This is a genomic window from Streptomyces sp. KM273126, assembly GCF_004337435.2.
Lineage (GTDB): Bacteria > Actinomycetota > Actinomycetes > Streptomycetales > Streptomycetaceae > Streptomyces > Streptomyces acidicola.
Genome location: NZ_SJXB02000001.1, coordinates 4902672 through 4919955 on the forward strand (window position 1 = coordinate 4902672; position 17284 = coordinate 4919955).

Below are 17284 nucleotides of genomic sequence, written 5' to 3' on the forward strand. Positions count from 1 at the left end.
CCGGAAACCCCGCGGTACGAGCCCGTGTGGGAAGTCCTCGGCAAGGAACCCGAGCCGGAGCGGAACCGCGACTCCGGCGCCGTACGAGACGACCCCGCCCCGCAAGAAGCCACGCAGGCGACGCGCAACCACGATGAAGGGACCCCCCACGCATGATCGAGCCCACGACGAACGAACTGGGCTGGATGCTCGACGACGTGCTGAAGGTGCCCGAGGCGCGACACGCGATCCTGCTCTCCGCCGACGGCATGCTGCGCGCCCACTCCGCCCAGATCGACCAGGACAACGCCGAGCGGTTCGCGGCGGGGCTCGCCGGGTTGCAGTCCATCAGCCGGAGCACGGCCGAGTTCTGCGGAACCCCGGACACTCCGTGGCGGCAGACGCTCATCGAGTTCGGGCACGGCTTCGTCTTCCTCATAGCCGCCGGTGAGGGCACCTACCTCGCGGTCTCCACCAGCGAGCACGTGGACATGGAAGCCGTGACGTACCGCATGCACAAGCTGGTCGACCGGCTCGGCCAGCAGCTGACGAGCCCGGCCCGGCTGGACACCGGCAGCCCGGCATGACCTCCCGGCGCCGCCCTCCGGAGCGACTGGTGAGGTCGTACGTCGTCACGGACGGCCGCGCCTTCCCGACCCGCAACACCCTGGACCTGGTCACGATGGTGGTCACCGGGGAAGACCTGCCGTTGACCGGTCTCAGTCCGGAGAAGCGCCGGGTGGTGGAGCTGTGCCGGCCCGGCGCACTGTCGATCGCCGAGGTGGCCGGGCACCTGGCGCTGCCGGTCAGCGTCACCAAGGTGCTGGTCGCCGACCTCATGGACAGCGGCCATCTCGTCACCCGTGCTCCGTACGTTCCGGCGAACCCGGCGTTCGACATCCGCATCCTGGAGGAGGTCCTCGATGGGCTCCGCGCCCGCCTCTGACGCCACGTCCGACGTCTATCTGCTTCCCACCGTGAAGACCGCGGTCAAGCTGCTGGTCGTCGGTCACTTCGCGGTCGGCAAGACCACGTTCGTCGGTTCGCTCTCCGAGATCCGGCCGCTGCGCACCGAGGAGGTCATGACCCGGGCGGGTGCCGTGGTCGACGACCTGGCCGGTACGCGCGACAAGACGACCACCACCGTCGCGCTCGACTTCGGCCGGCTCACCCTCAGCGACCGCCTCGTGCTGTACATGTTCGGCACGCCCGGCCAGCAGCGCTTCGCCGAGCTGTGGCAGGACATGACCCGGGGCGCCCTCGGTGCGCTCGTCCTCGCCGACACCCGGCGGCTCGACCAGTCCTTCGAGGTCATGGGCGTCCTGGAGGATCTGGGGCTGCCGTACGCGGTCGCCGTCAACCACTTCGACGGCGCGCCCGTGTTCGAGCTGGACGAGGTGCGCGAGGCCCTCGACCTGCTGCCGGAGACCCCGCTCGTCCGCTGCGACGCCCGTGAGCAGGAGTCGTCCACGCGGGCGCTGATCGCCCTCGTCGAGTATCTGATCGGCCGCACCGGCAAACTGGAGCACGCGTGACCTCCGTCCCACCCGTACCGCCCGTTCCGCCCTCGGGCTGCCCGGCCCACGAGCCCATGTACGGCCCCGAGTTCGCCTCCGATCCCGGCGCCGTCTACGACCGGCTGCGGAAGAAGGGGCCGACCGCGCCCGTCGAGCTCGCGCCCGGTGTGCGGGCCAGGCTCGTCACGTCGTACGCCGCCGCCCTGCACGTCCTGCGCACCCCGGAGACCTTCGCCAAGGACCCGCGTCGCTGGAACGACCTCGCCGACGGCACCGTCCCCATGGACAGCCCGGTCGTGCCGATGATGATGTACCGGCCCAACGCCCTGTTCACCGACGACGAGGAGCACCGGCGGCTGCGCGGCGCCATTACCGACAGCCTGGCCCGCGTCGACCCGAACACGCTGCGCGGCTATGTGGAGCGCAGCGCCGACACGCTCATCGACCGGTTCGCGCCGACGGGGGAGGCGGACCTGCTCGGCGAGTATGCGCAGGTCCTGCCGCTGCTCGTCTTCAACCACCTCTTCGGGTGCCCGGCGGACTACGGGGTCCGGCTGGTCGAGGGCATGTCGGGGATCTTCGACGGGGTGGACGCCGAGAAGGCCAACGAGCTGCTGACGACCACCCTCATCGAACTGGTCGAGCTGAAGCGGGCCAGGCCCGGCCATGACGTGACGTCCTGGCTGCTGGCGCATCCGGCGGAACTCGCGGTCGACGAGATGGTGCACAGCCTCGTCGTGCTCATGGGCGCGGGCACCGAGCCGCAGCAGAACCTGATCGCCAACGGTCTGCGGCTGCTGCTGTCCGACGACCGGTTCGCGGGCAGCCTCTCCGGAGGCAGCATGCCGGTGGAGGACGCCCTCGACGAGGTGCTGTGGACCGATCCGCCGATGGCCAACTACGCGGTGCACTACCCGAGGCACGACGTCATGTACGAGGGCACGCTGCTCAGGGCGGGCGATCCCCTCGTCGTCAGCCTCGCCGCCGCCAACACCGACCCCGCCCTGTCCTCCGATCAGCGGGCGGGCAACCGCGCCCACCTGGCCTGGAGCGCCGGCCCGCACAAGTGCCCGGCGCAGAGCGAGGCCCGGCTGATCGCTGCGGTGGCGGTGGAGAAGCTCCTCGACCGTCTGCCGGACATCGAACTGGCCGTGCCGGTCGATGAGCTGGAGTGGCGTCCCGGCCCCTTCCACCGGGCGCTCGCCGCACTGCCGGTGACGTTCCCGCCGACCGCCGTCACCACACCGGCCGCGGACGCGGCGCCGGCACCCCGGAGCGGACCGGCGGCGGGCCCGTACAGCCCGAGCGCGCAGTACGCACTCCCCACGGCCGAGCCCGGCCGCCCGAAGAGCGGCTGGGCCCGACTGCTGGCGTGGTGGCGCGGGGAGTGACCCTCCCGTACGGCCGGGGCCCGTTCCGAGTTCCCCGCCTGCGCACCGCGCGGACGACGAGGAGCTCGGAACAGGCCCTGGTGCCGTCAGCCGAGACGTACCGGCAGGCGGCGGTGACCGTTGGAGATGAAGGACTCCACGTGGCCCAACTCCTCGTTGTCTGCGGCGAGTTCGAGGGAGGGGAATCGCTCGAACAGGGCGGGCAGGGCGACCATGGCCTCCATGCGGCCCAGCGGTGCGCCCAGGCAGTGGTGGACGCCGTACCCGAAGGCCAGGTGCTCCTTGTCGGCCCGGGTGACGTCGAAGGCGTCCGCGTCCGCGCCGTGCAGTTCGGGGTGGCGACCGGCGGCGGCGTAGGCGGCCAGGATCGGTTCGCCCTTGCGGATCACCGTCTCCTCGGGGCCGCCGAGTTCACCGAGGGCGATGTCCTCCACGGCGTACCGCAGCGGCAGGCTGGCGACGGGGGCGTCGCGGCGCAGCGTCTCCTCCACCACGTCGTCCCAGGAGGCCCGGCCCGACCGTACGTGCGCGAGCTGCTCGGGGTGGGTGAGCAGGGAGTGGATCGCGTTGTCGAGGAGGTTGACCGTGGTCTCGTACCCCGCGTTGACCATCAGCACCAGCGTGTCCAGCAGCTCCTGCTCGCTGAGCCGGGTGTCGCCCTGCTCGTCGCGGGCCGTGATCAGTCCGGTGGTGAGGTCGTCGCCGGGTGACTGCCGTTTGGCGGCGACGAGTTCGCCCAGCACGGCGTACAGCCGCTCGTAGGCGGCGGTCATCTCGCCCGGCTCGCCGGAGGTGTCGAAGATGCGTTCCACCAGTTTCCGCAGCTCTGCGCTGTTCTCCGCGGGCAGGCCGAACAGTTCGCTGATCACCCGGATCGGCAGCGGGTAGCACAACGCCTCGCGCAGATCGACGGGTTCGGAGCCGGTCCCGGCCTTCTCGATGTCGTCGAGGAGTTCCCTGGTGATCGCCTCGATACGGGGCTTGAGCGCGGCCGTGCGGCGTGCGGTGAAGGCCTTGGACACGAGGGTGCGCAGGCGTTTGTGGTCGCCGCCGTACGCGGTGAACATGTTGTGCACGGCGACCCAGGTGAACAGCGGCCAGTCCGGGGTGATACGGCCGTCGATGAACCGGGGCCAGTGCTGTCGCGCGTCCTTGGACACCCTCGGATCGGTGAGCAGCCGCTTCAGCAGGTCGGGGCTGCTGACCGCCCATGCCTCGACCTCGCCGGGGAGCTCGACGCGGGTGAGCGGGCCCCTCGCGCGTATCCGGGCGGCTTCGCCGTGGATGTCACGGCCGGTCGCGTCTATCAGTAAGGGGGTTGGGTGTCCCATGGGGGCCTCCCGGGCAGTCGAACCATCCGTACGGCCCGTCACCCTACGCCACAGTAGTTTCGCCGAGGAGAGCATCTGTGAGCGCTGCGCACGGAGGGAACTTCCGTGCGCGCGCCGACAACTCCCGTGCGCGCCGCGACAAGCCGACGGCCCGACGTGCTCGTTACGGTCGAAGAACCCTCAGTAAGGCCGGTGACGTGATGACAGTCCGCAGGGTCCCGCGATGGATGTCCACCCATGGCGCCGAGGTGCGTACCCTGGCCGCCGGCTGCTGGTGGGACGCGGTGCGTGTGCCGTTCGCGCCGGGTGTCCGGGCGCTCGGTGTCCTCGGCGACGAGACCGGCGCGGTCATCAGGGACGGCTACGGCGACATCCTGTACTGGCTGGTCCCGCCCGGTGAGGCGGCCGACTGGCGGCTCCCGGAGGTCCAGGTGCTGGGCCACGGCAGCCACGTGGCCGTCCCGCCCCCGCGCCGCACGAAGGGCCCCGGCCTGTACTGGCACGTCCCCGTGGCGTACGGCCGCGAGTGCACGGACCCGGCCCACCTCCACGCCGCGCTGTCGGCGGCCCTCACGGCCCGGCCCGCGCTCTGAACTCCCGCTCCGGCCGGACCTGAGACCGGTTCTACGGGGTGGCGGCGGGGGACGCCTGGTCGCGGTGACGGCGCAGCAGGTGCCGCTTCTTGCGGGGTTCCTGGTCCGGGAGCCAGCCGAAGGCCAGCACGCTGCCGGTCACGCCGAGCACCAGCCCGATGAGGAACCCTCCGATGTTGGAGGTGAGCCAGGTGCCGACCGAGAGCAGCACACCGATGATCGAGTAGAACAGCCGTTGCGCCGGGTTGAACATGATCAGCAGCCCGCAGACGATCATCACGCCGGGTATCAGGTACCCGGCGAGCCCCTGCATGCCGATGTGCAGGATGACCGGGAGGGGTGCCTTCATGGTCACCAGGATCTCGGTGCCGCCCAGGGCGAGCAGCAGCCCGCCCGCGAAGGGCCGCTGCCCCCTCCACTCGTGGAAGCGGTTCACTGGGGGCAGCCCTTGTCGCCGAACCACATGCGCAGGTCGGGCAGCTTGAAGACGGCGGCGGTGGCGGCGTAGTTGTGCTGGTACAGGTCGGTGATGACGACCTTCTCCGCCTGCTGGCCGTAGACGCCCTTGGGGCCCTTCTGGTCGACCTTGTCGAAGGTGCTGGAGTCGCGTCCGATCTCGATGTTGTTGAACGCGGCGTCGCCCTTGATCTCGTCGGAGTCGATGGCGAGGTTCTTCACGCTCACGGGCGTGGACCCGCCGCCGGCGGTGAGGACGAGCTTGATGCCGCCGAGGTCGACGCTCTGGCAGAGGTTGTTCAGCTTGCCGTTCTTCACGACCGAGGTGACGACGAGGACCTGGCCGCCGGTGTCGCCCTGGTTGGGGCTGTCTGGGATCATCTCGTCCAGCGAGCCGTACTGCGCGAAGCCCTTGCCTTCGAGTTTGTCGGCGGTGACCACGAACGGCATGCCGGAGATGGCGAACTGGACCCCGAGGGCGCCCTCGGCGGTGAGGATCATCAGAGCCGCGGTGAGCGCCGTGGCCGGCACCGCCATCACGGCGGCGCGGCGCATGCGGACCCGCCCGCGCCTCTCCGGTCTGACGGGGGTGGAGTCGTTGGACGCCGTGGCGTCCGCGGGTGAGGCCATGTCTGCTCCCTGGGCACTGTCAACGCGATAGGCGGGAAATCAAACGGCACGTTGTCCTGGCGCGGACAGCGGTTGCGGCGCTTGATTGCTACGCCGCAGTAGCCGACCAGGAAGTTACCCGTGGTTACATTCAAGGGTCAAGGGAGTTGTGGCAAAAGGATGTTGGTTGTGCCCTACCTGTGAAGAGGGGGAACGCTCTCACCTCGGGCTTTTCGTCCTGCGTTCAACACCCTTTGATGTGAGCGATCTTGGCGCCGGAGTCAGCAGTACTGAAGTGACGTTCCATCAACTTCCTTGCTGCGCCTTGACGTTGGCTCTCCTGGAGGTCTAGAACTCTCCCTGGTTTCCCCCGGATCCGTGGCGCCGGATCACCCCCCTCCATAACGCCGACACGGTCTCCTTCCCCCCTCTTGGGCCGTGTCCCGTCGTCCGGCGGTGAGCCACATCGCGCCGCCGTCTTTCGCGCGCACCCACCCGCAGCCCTCATTCCGAGAAGAGGCACCCCCATGCGTACGAAGTCCCTCATGGCCCTCGCCGGCACCGCCACCGCCCTCGTGCTGGCGGCCGGTGTCACCCCCGCCTCCGCCGCCGGCACCGTCCTGACCACCGGCAGCGCGGGCGGTAACGCGGTCGCGGTCGGCGACGAGCTCAGCGCCTCGCTCGCCTCCGGCACGACCGCCAACTTCTACTCCAGCGCCACCGGGACGAGCGGTGTCTCCTGCGCCGCGTCGACGTTCAAGGCCGATGTCACGGACAACCCGGCGGCGCCCGGCACGGCCACCGAGTCGGTCAAGGAGCACACCTTCGGCAGCTGCACCAGCAACGTCACCGGCGTCCTCGGCGTCACCAGCGTCACGGTCAACAACCTGCCCTACACGGCCGCCGTTTCCTCGGCGGGCGCCGTCACCGTCACCCCGGCCGCCGGCTCGGTCATCCAGACCACCGTCGTCCTGCGGACCCTGCTGGGCAGCATCAACTGCGTCTACCAGGCGCCCAGCATCGCCGGAACGTCGGGCAACGGCGACAACAGCATCAACTTCACCGCTCAGCCCTTCACGAGGACCTCGGGCTCGTCCCTGTGCTTCAGCACCGGCTACTTCACGGCTAAGTACGCGCCGGTCACCGACACCGCCCAGGGCGGCGCCACGGTCTTCGTCAACTGAGTCTCCGGACAAGGGCTTCGGATCAGACCTTCCGGTCACGTCTTCCGGTCGGATCCCCGGATAGGGTCACCGCCCCCTGAGCCGGCGTGACACGAGGGCGGCGCCCGCGGCGAGCACCAGCGCCGCGGCGCCGCCTCCCGCGATCAGCGACGTCGACGGGCGCGATTCGCGCGTCGCGGACGTCACCGGGCTGCCCGGAGCATCCGTCCCGTCCGCGGAACCCGCGCCGTCCTCCGTCCCGGTCACGGAACCCGCGCCCTCCTCCCGCCCGTCCGCGGCGTCGCCGGCCTCCGCGGCGCCGGTGGCGCTCGTCGCGTCCTTGCCGCCCTCGGCGGAGTCCCCACTCCCGGCTTTCGGGAAATCCACGTCCGAGCACGAGTAGTACGTGTCCACCGTGCTGGTGTTCTGCCAGATCGTGTACAGCACATGGTGCCCGGACCGGTCGTACGGCAGCTTCGCCGAGAAGCGGTACGAACCCTCCGTCAGCGGCGGGTCCGTGATCTCGGCGAACGGCTTCGCGGGCAGGTCGGACCAGGTGAGCGGCTTGCCGGGGTCGTACCCGGGCTTCGTCAGGTACAGCTTGAAGGTCCCGGTGTGCGGGATCGTCGAGCGGTAGCGGAGGTCCAGCTTCGCGCCGGGGGAGAGGCGGGTCGAGGGCCAGTCCGCGCGGGCCAGGTCGAGGCCCTTGTAGGCGGGCAGGCCCCCGCTGCACAGCTTCCCGTCCGGGATCAGCTGCCGGTCACGGCCGTTCACGCCCGCCACCCGGAGGTTGTCCCAGGCCGTGAACGGCGCCCCGTTGGCGGCCACGGCCGCCTCGCACGCGGCGGACCTCGCCCGCTGCCCGCCCTCCGGCGAGCACGCCGACACACGGCTCACCGGGTCCGTCGGCGCGCCGTGCGCCCCGGCCGGAGCGGCGGCCCATGTCATGAGCAGCAGTGGGGCTGTGACGGTGAGAGCGGCCGTGAGCGCGGCGCCGCGGAGATCCGTCAGAAGCCCCCTAGCGGTGGGGTGGTGCGGGGAGTTCGTGCGAATCCGATGTGTCCGGTCCATCCGGTGGACCCTCCTCGGCCGTCGACGGGAGCGGTGCACCGGCCCGTCTGCCGAAGGCACGGTGCACCGACTCGTACGAGCCACCGGACGTGTCCGTTCAACGCCGGTCGCGGGCGGCGCGCACCGGCGCGCACCGGCCCGCGGCCAGGGCGCCGGAACCCGCACCAAAGGGGACCCAACCGGCCCAAGTGGCAGGCAGCGAGGGTGAGTTCCCTGTCCGGTCGAGGGTTTTCCCCGTATTCACCTGACCTGGGCGATGCCTATCGTTCCAGCCACAGCCGACCCACAAGTAACCCCGAAGGTCGGCTCGCGCCAGGCCGGCCCCCAGCGCCGCACCTTTCTCGTCCCCCTCCCTGCCGCTTCGACGACGAAGCGACTCCCCGCCGCTCCGCAACTGCCCGGAGCCGGCCAAGAAAGGCAAGCCCTTGCGTATCTCCTCCTCCCGTCCCGTGAGACGGAAGCTGATATCCGTCGCGGCGGTCTCCGCGGCCCTGGTGGCCGGCATGACCACCACCGTCGCCGCCCAGACGCCCGCCGGGACAACGGCCCCCGCCGCCGACACGGCCTCCGCCCTCGCCGGGCCCGCCGAGGCAGCGCCCTCCGTCCCCGCCGAGCGCCTCATCGTCGGCTACAAGCCGGGCGCCGCCGAGGCCAAGTCCGACAAGGCCGCCGACGCCGACGCCCAGGCCAAGGGCAAGGAGGCCGGGGAGAACCTCGGTTTCCAGCGCCGTCTCGGCTCCGGTGCCGCCCTCGTCGACCTCGGGGACGACCTCAGCACGAAGGACGTCTCCGGCGTCATCGCCGAGTACCGGGCCGACCCGCAGGTCGCGTACGTCGTACCGGACCGCCTCAACAAGCCGCTGGCCACCCCGAACGACACCGAGTACGCCAAGCAGTGGGACCTCTTCGAGTCCACCGCGGGCATGCGGGTGCCGGGCGCCTGGGACATCGCCACGGGCAGCGGGGTGACCGTCGCCGTCATCGACACCGGTTACGTCGCCCACTCCGACCTCGCCGCGAACGTGGTCGGCGGCTACGACTTCATCGCCGACACCGCGGTCGCGGGCGACGGCAACGGACGTGACAGCAACCCGGCCGACCCGGGGGACTGGACCAACGCCGGAGAGTGCGGCAGCGGCTGGGGGGCCACCACCTCCTCCTGGCACGGCACCCATGTCGCGGGCACCATCGCCGCCGTGACGAACAACAACAAGGGCGTCGCCGGCATCGCGTACAACGCGAAGATCTCCCCGCTGCGCGTCCTCGGCAGGTGCGGCGGCTACGACTCCGACATCATCGACGCCATCACCTGGGCGTCCGGCGGCTCGGTCTCCGGGGTCCCCGCCAACACCAACGTCGCCAAGGTCATCAACATGAGCCTCGGTGGGGGCGGTTCCTGCACCTCCGCGACCCAGAGCGCCATCAACGCGGCCGTGAACCGCGGCACCACGGTCGTCGTCGCGGCGGGCAACAGCAACGCCAACGCGGCCAACTACTCGCCGGCGAGCTGCAGCAACGTCATCTCGGTGGCCGCGCTCGGCCGTTCCGGCTCCAAGGCCTACTACTCCAACTACGGCTCGGTCGTCGACATCGCGGCCCCCGGTGGCGACACCAGCACCGGCACGGCCAACGGCATCCTGTCCACGCTGAACACCGGCACGCAGGGCCCGGCCTCCGAGACGTACGCGTACTACCAGGGCACCAGCATGGCCGCCCCGCACATCGCGGGCCTCGCCGCGCTGATGAAGTCGGCGAACTCCTCGCTGACCCCGGCCCAGATCGAGTCCGCGATCAAGACCAACGCGCGTGCTCTGCCGGGCACCTGCTCGGGCGGCTGCGGCGCCGGCCTCGCCGACGCGGCCAAGACGGTCCAGGCGGTGAGCGGTGGGTCCACCGGGGGCACCACCTTCACCAGCACCTCCGCTCTCGCCATCCCGGACAACGGCCCGGCCGTCGAGTCCCCGATCACCGTCAGCGGCCTCACCGGCAACGCGCCCTCGGCCCTCCAGGTCGGCGTCGACATCACCCACACCTACCGCGGTGACCTGGTGATCGACCTCGTCGCCCCGGACGGCTCGACGTACCGCCTGAAGTCCGCCAGCGGTACGGACTCCGCGGACAACGTCATCACCACCTACACGGTCAACGCCTCCAGCGAGACCGCGAACGGCACCTGGAAGCTGCGCGTCCAGGACACGGCCACGCTGGACACCGGCACCCTCAACAGCTGGAAGCTGACCTTCTGAGCCAGATCTTCTGTGCCAGATCTTCTGAGTCGGATCTTCTGTGCCAGATCTTCTGAGCCGACTGGTCCACCCCGGGTCTCGCTGACCGGCAGGACCCTCTGACCAGGAGCTTTCCGACCGCCCCCCACGCGAAGCGGCCGGCCGATGCGAGCGGGCACCGGCCGGCCGTTAGCGTAGGGCGCATGGAGAGTGTGGGGGCCGAAGAGCCCGCCCGAGCGAACTGTCCCGGCTGCGGTGGAGCCGAGATCCGTACCGTCCAGGAGACCTGCGCCGACCCGGCGTCCGTGCACGACGGCCTGTCCGACCGGCTGGCGAGCGGGCCGGGCGTGGCGTCCCGCGGCGACTCCTGGCTGCACTTCGTCGAGGGCGCGCTGATGACCGGCGTGTGCGCCGGCCTCGCGTACAGCGGAGTGCAGGACGACAAACCGCTCTACACGATCGGCGGTTCGCTGCTGGCGGTGCTGCTGCTCATCGGCACGGTCGTCGTGATCCGCGGGGAGGCACGGGAGCGCCGCGTCGTGGCGGCGGGTCGGGCGCGCGCCGAGGAGCTGTCGCGCTCGGCGTCCTACTGCTCCGGCTGTGCGTCGGTGTTCTACGCTGACGGCACCCCCTGGCAGGGGGTCCTGACCCCCGAGCAGTATCAGAAGTACGTGTGGACCGAGGCCGGTTACGGCACGCGGCTCGATGTGCGGGCCAAGGACGTGACCCTGCCACCCGGTATCCCGGTCCGCCAGGGAGGAGCCCCCGACCATGCCTGACGCCCCTGTCATCCACAGCGCCGATCCGGCCTCCTTTCCGCACAGCGTGCTGGCCGAACGCCACCCCGCGTTGATCCGCAAGGTACGGGACGCCTTCCCGTACGGCCCCGAACAGCACCGGGCGCTGGACGCGCTGCTGAAGAGCGCGGTCGACGGCGTGATCGAGCCCCTGGACGGTGACGCCTGGTGGGCGGCGTGGGGCGTGGACGAGTACGCAGGGCGCTCCTGGTTCGAGGTGCCGTTCCTGTGGTCGGAGAGCTACTTCTACCGCAGGCTGCTGCAGGCCGTCGGCTACTTCGGCCCCGGCCCCTGGCAGGGCGTCGATCCGTTCCGCCCGTTCAAGCTCGCCGAGCTCGACACCCCACAGGCCGCCGAGGAGATCGCCGCGCTCGACCGGCTGGACGGCCTGCCCGTCGAGGAGCAGCTCCAGGCCCTGCTCCACGGCTCGCTGTGGGGCAACCGGGCGGACCTCGGCTTCCGCATCCAGGCGGGCGACGAGAAGTCCGCCACCCCCGAACTCGTCGCGGATGACAGCGAGTCGCTGTGGCCGCTGCTGACCGGGGGCACGCTGGTCGTCGTCGCCGACAACGCCGGCCGCGAACTCATCCCCGACCTGCTCCTCGCCGACCGTCTCCTCCGGCACGACCGCGTCGAGCGGGCCGTACTGCACCTCAAGCCGTACCCGTACTACGTCTCGGACGCCACGACCGCCGACGTCGTCGACGCGGTACGCCACCTGGTGGCCGCCGAAGCGCCCGTCGGCCGGAGCCTGTGGTCCGCCCTGGGCGACGGACGCCTCACCCTCCGCGCGCACCTCTTCTCGTGCGGCCCGCTGCCGTACGCGGACATGCCGGACGATCTCCGCGCGGAGTTCGCGGCTGCGGACCTCACGATCATGAAGGGTGACCTCAACTACCGTCGTCTCGTGGGCGACCGCCTGTGGCCGCCGACCACCCCGTTCACGACGCCGACGGCGTACTTCCCCGGCCCGGTGGCGGCCCTGCGCACCCTCAAGTCGGATGTGATCGCCGGGCTCGACGCGCGCACGGAGCCGGCCCTCGTCGCCGCGGAGGGACAGGGATGGCGGACGAGCGGCGCGCACGCGCTGATCCAGGTGAGGCCCTGAGGGTACGGCCCTGGAGGCCGGTGATGCCGGGGACGGGCGGGCGTGCCCGGCGTGCTCATCGTGGGGAGTCCGGGTCGGCGCGCAGGAAGTCCTCCACGGCGCGGACGAGGTCGAGGGGGGCCTCGTCCATCGCGTAGTGCCCGGCCCACGGCAGTTCGAACAGCTCGCCGCGCGCATACCAGCGCATCCACGTCTGACGCATCAGCTCGGCCGACAGGGCCGGGTCCAGACCTCCCGTCACGGCGAGTGCCGGGACCCCCGCACCCTCCACCTGGCTGTGGAAGTCCTCGCCCGCCCAGGAGTCGAGCCAGGCGCGGAAGGCCTTGGCATCGCTGCATGTGAGGGACCGGTCGACCATCCGGTCAAGCCAGGCGCCGGGGCGACGGCCGCCGGTGGTGACGTCGATGATGCCGCGGCGGTTCTCCGGCTTGTCGGCGGCGTCCGCGAACAGCTGCCACTGGTCCGGGGGGAGGGCCAGCCCCGAGGCGGGGACCGGGGAGACGCCGACGACCCGGCGCAGCCGGTGCGGGGCGACGGCCAGCAGCCGCTGGGCCACCGCGCCACCCATCGAGTGGCCCAGCACGGAGAACCGTTCCCAGCCGAGCCGGTCGGCCAGCACGACCAGATCGGCCGCGGCCTCGGCGGTCGTGAACGCGCCGACCGCGTTCTTCGCCCGGCCGTACCCGCGTAAGTCCACCAGCGTGTACTGGAACGAGGCACGGTCGAGATCGGGCAGCACGGCCGCGTACGCGGACCGGTCGGCGAACCAGCCGTGCACGGCGAACACCTTGTGGGTGCCGTCGCCGTGCACCTCGTGGGGCAGCAGGAAGGAGGTCATGCGACCACGGTGACCGGGTGGCAACGGCTCGGCAAGAGTACGGAGGGTGTTCTGTCCGGGGTGTGGGGGCTGACGGGACGGCTCGGCGGCACTGCCGGGAGTGTGGTGATCCGCTGCCGCAGACGATGGCTGCGAGGGCGGTGTTCTGCTCGTTACGGAAACGCCGTAGCCGAGCGCCTGCGCCCGCCGACTCCGATGGTGTCAACCACCAGGGCCGCCGCCTGAGCCGCTACCGGCGCTGGCAGGCCCGCAAGCGCGCCGAACTCCAGGCCAAGCAGACCCGCTCGGCCACCCGCCGCCTTGCCCGCCGCGCACAGAAGGAACGCCGCCATGCCACCAATGTGAACCACTGCATCAGCAAGGAGATCGTGTCCGTCGCCATGGGGGTACCTCCCGCGCGAGCGTAGCCGAGCGTGGGGGAGCACCGGTCGTGGTGTCGCCGTAGAGCAACTCGACGGGATCCGCGAGCGGGTACGGCTACGTGGCGACCAGCGGGGCGTGCTCTCCTCCTGGCCGTTCGACCAACTCGGCCAGCACCTCGCCTACAAGGCCCGCAAAGCCGGGGTGCCGTTCCTTGAGGTGGATGCGGCTTACACCTCGCAGCGCTGTCCGCGCTGCGGCCACACCGAGAAGGCCAACCGGCCCACTCGGGACCATTTCCGCTGTCGTCGGTGCGGGCTCTCCCCCACTCTCGACTTCGCTCGAGCGGGAGGTGCCCCCACGCCCCGCCGACGTTGTCGCCGGGGTCAACGTGCGCGACCGTGCACGCTCGGCGTGGGCATTTGTCACCATGCCCGTCCCACCACCGGCCTAGCCGCGCGGTAGGAGATGCGACCCGTGACCGTCTTGTCGTAGGGGGCAGTCGGGAGCGCGACAAGGTGTGAACAGCTGAGCATACAAGCTTGGCCGTTCACGGCCGAGGAGGTGACGCGATGGTGTGATCATGCGCCGCCTCGCGGATACACGCTGGACGGCACGGGTAGGGCCCGGCCATGACGCAGCCCTTCGTACTCCCTCACTTCTACATGCCGTACCCCGCGCGGCTGAACCCGCACCTCGACGAGGCCCGCGCCCACTCGACAGCGTGGGCACGGGACATGGGCATGCTGGAGGGCTCCGGCATCTGGGAACAGTCCGACCTGGAGGCGCACGACTACGGGCTGTTGTGCGCGTACACGCACCCCGACTGCGACGGCCCGGCGCTCTCGCTCATCACCGACTGGTACGTGTGGGTGTTCTTCTTCGACGACCACTTCCTGGAGACCTTCAAGCGCAGCCAGGACCGCGCCGGCGGCAAGGCCTACCTGGACCGGCTTCCGCTCTTCATGCCCCTGGACCTCGCGACGCCCGTACCCGAGCCGGAGAATCCCGTCGAGGCGGGCCTCGCGGACCTGTGGATGCGCACGGTGCCGTCGATGTCGGCGGACTGGCGCAGGCGCTTCGCGGTCGCCACCGAGCACCTGCTGAACGAGTCGCTGTGGGAGCTGTCCAACATCAACGAGGGGCGGATCGCCAACCCCGTCGAGTACATCGAGATGCGCCGCAAGGTCGGCGGCGCCCCCTGGTCGGCGGGCCTCGTGGAGTACGCGACCGCCGAAGTGCCCGCGCCCGTCGCGGAGTCGAGGCCGCTCAGGGTGCTGATGGAGACGTTCTCCGACGCCGTCCACCTGCGCAACGACCTGTTCTCCTACCAGCGGGAGGTCGAGGACGAGGGCGAGCTCAGCAACGGCGTCCTCGTCCTGGAGACCTTCTTCGGCTGTACGACCCAGGAAGCGGCCGAGACCGTCAACGACGTCCTCACCTCACGGCTCCACCAGTTCGAGCACACGGCGCTCACCGAAGTCCCCGCGCTGGCCCTGGAGAAGGGGCTCACACCGCAGGAGGCCGCCGCCGTCGCCGCGTACACGAAGGGTCTGCAGGACTGGCAGTCGGGCGGCCACGAATGGCACATGCGCTCCAGCCGGTACATGAACGACAGCGTGACGCGCGGGCCACTGGACCTCGGCGGCGCGGTGCTCTCGGGCCCCGCCCTCATCCGCCGGGCAGGGTTCGGCACGTCCGCCTCCGACATGGGCACGCTGCTCGCCGAGGCCGCGGCGCAGCGGCTGCGCGCCCACGCCCACGTGCCGTTCCAGAAGGTCGGCCCGTCCCTGCTGCCCGACTTCTACATGCCGTTCCAGGCCCGCCTCAATCCCGACCTGGACGGGGCCCGGCAGCGACTCGTGCCCTGGATGCACCACATGGGCATGCTGAGCGAGGGCGTCTGGGACGAGGACAAACTCGCCGCCTACGACCTGGCGTTGTGTTCCGCGGGCCTGGACCCGGACGGCAGCCCGGAGGCGCTCGACCTCAGCGCCCAGTGGCTGGCCTGGGGGACGTACGCCGACGACTACTACCCGCTCGTGTTCGGCGCCCGCCGCGACCTCGCCGCGGCCAAGCTGTGCACCGAGCGCCTCTCGGCCTGCATGCCCCTGGACGGCGCGCCGCCCCTCGTGCCCACGAACGGCATGGAGCGCGGCCTCGTCGACCTCTGGCGGCGCACCACGGCCGAGATGACCCTGGATGCCCGCCGCGACATGAAGGCCGCGGTGGACGTGATGACCGAGAGCTGGCTGTGGGAGCTGGCCAACCAGATCCAGAACCGCGTCCCGGACCCGGTCGACTACCTGGAGATGCGCCGCGCCACCTTTGGCTCGGACCTCACGCTCCGTCTGTGCCGCATGGGCCACGGGCCCGCCGTCCCGCCGGAGGTGTACCGCAGCGGCCCGGTCCGGTCGCTGGAGACCGCGGCCATGGACTACGCGTGCCTCCTGAACGACTGCTTCTCGTACCAGAAGGAGATCGAGTACGAGGGCGAGGTCCACAACAGCATCCTCGTCGTGCAGACCTTCTTCGGCTGCGACTACCCGACCGCCCTCGGTGTCGTCCACGATCTGATGACCCAGCGCATGCAGCAGTTCGAGCACGTAGCGAAGAACGAACTGCCTGTGGTCTACGAGGACTTCGACCTCCCGGACGAGGCCCGCGCGACCATGGAGGGCTATGTGGCCGAGCTGCAGAACTGGCTGTCCGGCATCCTCAACTGGCACCGCACCGTCCGCCGTTACGACGCCGAGTTCCTCGCCCGCCGCGCCCACGGCTTCCTGCCGGACCGGACGCCGGCGCTGCCGTTCACGTGGGGGCCGCAGCCGGTGCCCCTCTGACCGCCGATGAACCGCCGATCCCCCAATGACCGCCGAGTCGTCACCGGCAACAGGAGTTCACCGTTCCATTTCGGGCTGGACACGTGCATTCCCCTCTCGCCAACGAGCGTGGCCGCAAGGACGTGTTCCACGCCCCGGGGAACCAGTTGCCTTGAAGTTCGACCACGGCACCGGGCACGGCCGTCACGACGGCCACACGGGCTGAGGTCCGCCCTCCGCACCAGTCTCACTCTTTCGTGGATCGTCGCACCGTCGTGCGCCGGGTAGACCGACTCCCGGAGGCGATCGACTGATGGAAGAGACCGTGTTGCGACCGAAGCCCATGCCCGGCCAGGAGCCGGGCGGTGGCGGCCCGTCCGCCCCGTCTGGCCCCGCCCGGCGCCCGCACGCCGCGCCCCGCCGCGGGAAACGGCTCACCACCGCGCTTCTCGCCCTGCTCGCCGCCACGGCCCTGGTCCTGACCGGGGTCGGACTCGGCACCGTCGGCGCCACCGTCATCGGCATGAGCAAGCTGGCGGAGCTGCGACAGCAGGAGGGCGCGCCCGGTGAGTCCGGCGGGCGGCCGGGCGCACAGCCGCAGCCGGGAGGCTCCACGCTGCTGTCCGACGCCCCCACGTCCGTCGCACAGCAGGGTGGTTCAGCTCCCACGGCCATGAGCACCGCCCTGCGGGCCACTCTGGGTGCCGAGGTCGTCGACTCCTCCAGGGGCGCGGGCGCGCTCGTCGTGGGCGTCCATGTCCCCGGCCCCGCCGCCACCGCGGGCCTCGTCCGCGGCGACATCCTGCTGGCCTTCGGCGGTACCCGCGTCGCACGAGCCGCCGACCTCGCACGGGCCGTCGCGTCCGCGGACCCCGGCAGACCGGTCAGGCTCACGGTGCGGCACACGGACGGCACCCGGCAACTGCTGACCACGGTCCCCGGGGTCGTCACCTGACACTCACGCCGGAGGGTCCCCGTCCGGCCCGCCTCCCTCACGATCGGCAGGCTGGGGCACGATGAGCCC

At 71.0% G+C, this 17284-nt stretch carries 18 protein-coding genes; 13 read left to right on the forward strand and 5 right to left on the reverse strand.

Annotated elements, in window-relative coordinates:
- Window positions 1-152: 152 nt before the first annotated feature.
- The 4 genes from E0500_RS20945 to E0500_RS20960 are packed head-to-tail and all read left to right on the forward strand — an operon-like array spanning window position 153 to window position 2887.
- Window positions 153-566 carry a roadblock/LC7 domain-containing protein gene (locus E0500_RS20945; RefSeq protein WP_131563671.1) on the forward strand — a complete coding sequence of 138 codons (414 nt, stop codon included), beginning with the start codon at window positions 153-155 and terminating at the stop codon, window positions 564-566.
- Window positions 563-925, forward strand: coding sequence for a DUF742 domain-containing protein (locus tag E0500_RS20950; RefSeq protein WP_131563670.1), 363 nt, complete (start codon window positions 563-565; stop codon window positions 923-925). Before E0500_RS20945 ends, E0500_RS20950 begins: the two co-directional genes overlap by 4 nt.
- A complete protein-coding gene (locus tag E0500_RS20955) occupies window positions 903-1514 on the forward strand; it encodes an ATP/GTP-binding protein (RefSeq protein ID WP_131563669.1) in 612 nt (203 codons plus the stop codon). The genes E0500_RS20950 and E0500_RS20955 overlap by 23 nt, the downstream gene beginning before the upstream one ends.
- Window positions 1515-1570: 56 nt before the next feature.
- Complete coding sequence (locus E0500_RS20960) at window positions 1571-2887, forward strand: cytochrome P450 (protein WP_131563676.1); 1317 nt, start codon at window positions 1571-1573, stop codon at window positions 2885-2887.
- 86 nt (window positions 2888-2973) lie between these two features.
- On the opposite strand, the gene E0500_RS20965 is transcribed toward E0500_RS20960, so the two are convergent.
- Window positions 2974-4218, reverse strand: coding sequence for a cytochrome P450 (locus tag E0500_RS20965; RefSeq protein WP_131563668.1), 1245 nt, complete (start codon window positions 4216-4218; stop codon window positions 2974-2976).
- A 227-nt stretch (window positions 4219-4445) separates the two neighbouring features.
- Here E0500_RS20965 and E0500_RS20970 point away from each other — a divergent pair, with 227 nt between their 5' ends.
- A complete protein-coding gene (locus tag E0500_RS20970) occupies window positions 4446-4811 on the forward strand; it encodes a hypothetical protein (RefSeq protein WP_258572880.1) in 366 nt (121 codons plus the stop codon).
- 31 nt (window positions 4812-4842) lie between these two features.
- On the opposite strand, the gene E0500_RS20975 is transcribed toward E0500_RS20970, so the two are convergent.
- Window positions 4843-5247, reverse strand: coding sequence for a DUF6114 domain-containing protein (locus E0500_RS20975; RefSeq protein WP_131563667.1), 405 nt, complete (start codon window positions 5245-5247; stop codon window positions 4843-4845).
- A complete protein-coding gene (locus E0500_RS20980) occupies window positions 5244-5897 on the reverse strand; it encodes a DUF6230 family protein (protein WP_131563666.1) in 654 nt (217 codons plus the stop codon). Before E0500_RS20980 ends, E0500_RS20975 begins: the two co-directional genes overlap by 4 nt.
- 506 nt (window positions 5898-6403) lie before the next feature.
- Between E0500_RS20980 and E0500_RS20985 the strand changes: the two genes are divergently transcribed.
- A complete protein-coding gene (locus tag E0500_RS20985; RefSeq protein WP_131563665.1) occupies window positions 6404-7060 on the forward strand; it encodes a Tat pathway signal sequence domain protein in 657 nt (218 codons plus the stop codon).
- Window positions 7061-7126: 66 nt separating this feature from the next.
- Here the strand turns inward: E0500_RS20985 and E0500_RS20990 are convergent, their stop codons facing one another.
- Window positions 7127-8110, reverse strand: a complete 984-nt coding sequence (locus E0500_RS20990) for a lytic polysaccharide monooxygenase (RefSeq protein WP_131563664.1) — start codon at window positions 8108-8110, stop codon at window positions 7127-7129.
- A gap of 503 nt (window positions 8111-8613) precedes the next feature.
- Here E0500_RS20990 and E0500_RS20995 point away from each other — a divergent pair.
- The 3 genes from E0500_RS20995 (at window position 8614) to E0500_RS21005 (ending at window position 12240) form a co-directional block, all read left to right on the forward strand.
- On the forward strand, window positions 8614-10356 hold the full coding sequence (locus tag E0500_RS20995; protein ID WP_399120229.1) for a S8 family peptidase: 1743 nt from the start codon (window positions 8614-8616) through the stop codon (window positions 10354-10356).
- Window positions 10357-10538: 182 nt separating this feature from the next.
- A complete protein-coding gene (locus E0500_RS21000) occupies window positions 10539-11114 on the forward strand; it encodes a hypothetical protein (protein ID WP_131563662.1) in 576 nt (191 codons plus the stop codon).
- Window positions 11107-12240 carry a damage-control phosphatase ARMT1 family protein gene (locus tag E0500_RS21005; protein ID WP_131563661.1) on the forward strand — a complete coding sequence of 378 codons (1134 nt, stop codon included), beginning with the start codon at window positions 11107-11109 and terminating at the stop codon, window positions 12238-12240. Before E0500_RS21000 ends, E0500_RS21005 begins: the two co-directional genes overlap by 8 nt.
- A gap of 55 nt (window positions 12241-12295) precedes the next feature.
- On the opposite strand, the gene E0500_RS21010 is transcribed toward E0500_RS21005, so the two are convergent.
- Window positions 12296-13078 (reverse strand): alpha/beta fold hydrolase, encoded by a 783-nt coding sequence (locus E0500_RS21010; RefSeq protein WP_131563660.1) that lies wholly within the window; start codon window positions 13076-13078, stop codon window positions 12296-12298.
- A 125-nt stretch (window positions 13079-13203) separates the two neighbouring features.
- On the opposite strand from E0500_RS21010, the gene E0500_RS43965 reads away from it, so the two are divergent.
- From E0500_RS43965 to E0500_RS21025, 4 genes are all read left to right on the forward strand, one after another.
- Window positions 13204-13485, forward strand: coding sequence for a hypothetical protein (locus E0500_RS43965; protein WP_258572881.1), 282 nt, complete (start codon window positions 13204-13206; stop codon window positions 13483-13485).
- 52 nt (window positions 13486-13537) lie between these two features.
- Window positions 13538-13903 carry a transposase gene (locus E0500_RS43970; RefSeq protein WP_309505236.1) on the forward strand — a complete coding sequence of 122 codons (366 nt, stop codon included), beginning with the start codon at window positions 13538-13540 and terminating at the stop codon, window positions 13901-13903.
- Between the two features lie 167 nt (window positions 13904-14070).
- On the forward strand, window positions 14071-16281 hold the full coding sequence (cyc2, locus tag E0500_RS21020) for a germacradienol/geosmin synthase Cyc2 (protein ID WP_131563659.1): 2211 nt from the start codon (window positions 14071-14073) through the stop codon (window positions 16279-16281).
- A gap of 304 nt (window positions 16282-16585) precedes the next feature.
- On the forward strand, window positions 16586-17215 hold the full coding sequence (locus E0500_RS21025; protein WP_399119592.1) for a PDZ domain-containing protein: 630 nt from the start codon (window positions 16586-16588) through the stop codon (window positions 17213-17215).
- Window positions 17216-17284 lie beyond the last annotated feature (69 nt).

Coding starts and splice junctions, on each gene's coding strand:
- E0500_RS20995 (WP_399120229.1), top strand. CDS start 8,614: ATGACCACCACCGTCGCCGCCCAGACGCCCGCCGGGACAACGGCCCCC.
- E0500_RS20980 (WP_131563666.1), bottom strand. CDS start 5,897: ATGGCCTCACCCGCGGACGCCACGGCGTCCAACGACTCCACCCCCGTC.
- E0500_RS21005 (WP_131563661.1), top strand. CDS start 11,107: ATGCCTGACGCCCCTGTCATCCACAGCGCCGATCCGGCCTCCTTTCCG.
- cyc2 (WP_131563659.1), top strand. CDS start 14,071: ATGACGCAGCCCTTCGTACTCCCTCACTTCTACATGCCGTACCCCGCG.
- E0500_RS21000 (WP_131563662.1), top strand. CDS start 10,539: ATGGAGAGTGTGGGGGCCGAAGAGCCCGCCCGAGCGAACTGTCCCGGC.
- E0500_RS20960 (WP_131563676.1), top strand. CDS start 1,571: ATGTACGGCCCCGAGTTCGCCTCCGATCCCGGCGCCGTCTACGACCGG.
- E0500_RS20945 (WP_131563671.1), top strand. CDS start 153: ATGATCGAGCCCACGACGAACGAACTGGGCTGGATGCTCGACGACGTG.
- E0500_RS20970 (WP_258572880.1), top strand. CDS start 4,446: ATGTCCACCCATGGCGCCGAGGTGCGTACCCTGGCCGCCGGCTGCTGG.
- E0500_RS21010 (WP_131563660.1), bottom strand. CDS start 13,078: ATGACCTCCTTCCTGCTGCCCCACGAGGTGCACGGCGACGGCACCCAC.
- E0500_RS43965 (WP_258572881.1), top strand. CDS start 13,204: ATGGCTGCGAGGGCGGTGTTCTGCTCGTTACGGAAACGCCGTAGCCGA.
- E0500_RS20990 (WP_131563664.1), bottom strand. CDS start 8,110: ATGGACCGGACACATCGGATTCGCACGAACTCCCCGCACCACCCCACC.
- E0500_RS20965 (WP_131563668.1), bottom strand. CDS start 4,218: ATGGGACACCCAACCCCCTTACTGATAGACGCGACCGGCCGTGACATC.
- E0500_RS20955 (WP_131563669.1), top strand. CDS start 903: ATGGGCTCCGCGCCCGCCTCTGACGCCACGTCCGACGTCTATCTGCTT.
- E0500_RS20985 (WP_131563665.1), top strand. CDS start 6,404: ATGCGTACGAAGTCCCTCATGGCCCTCGCCGGCACCGCCACCGCCCTC.
- E0500_RS20950 (WP_131563670.1), top strand. CDS start 563: ATGACCTCCCGGCGCCGCCCTCCGGAGCGACTGGTGAGGTCGTACGTC.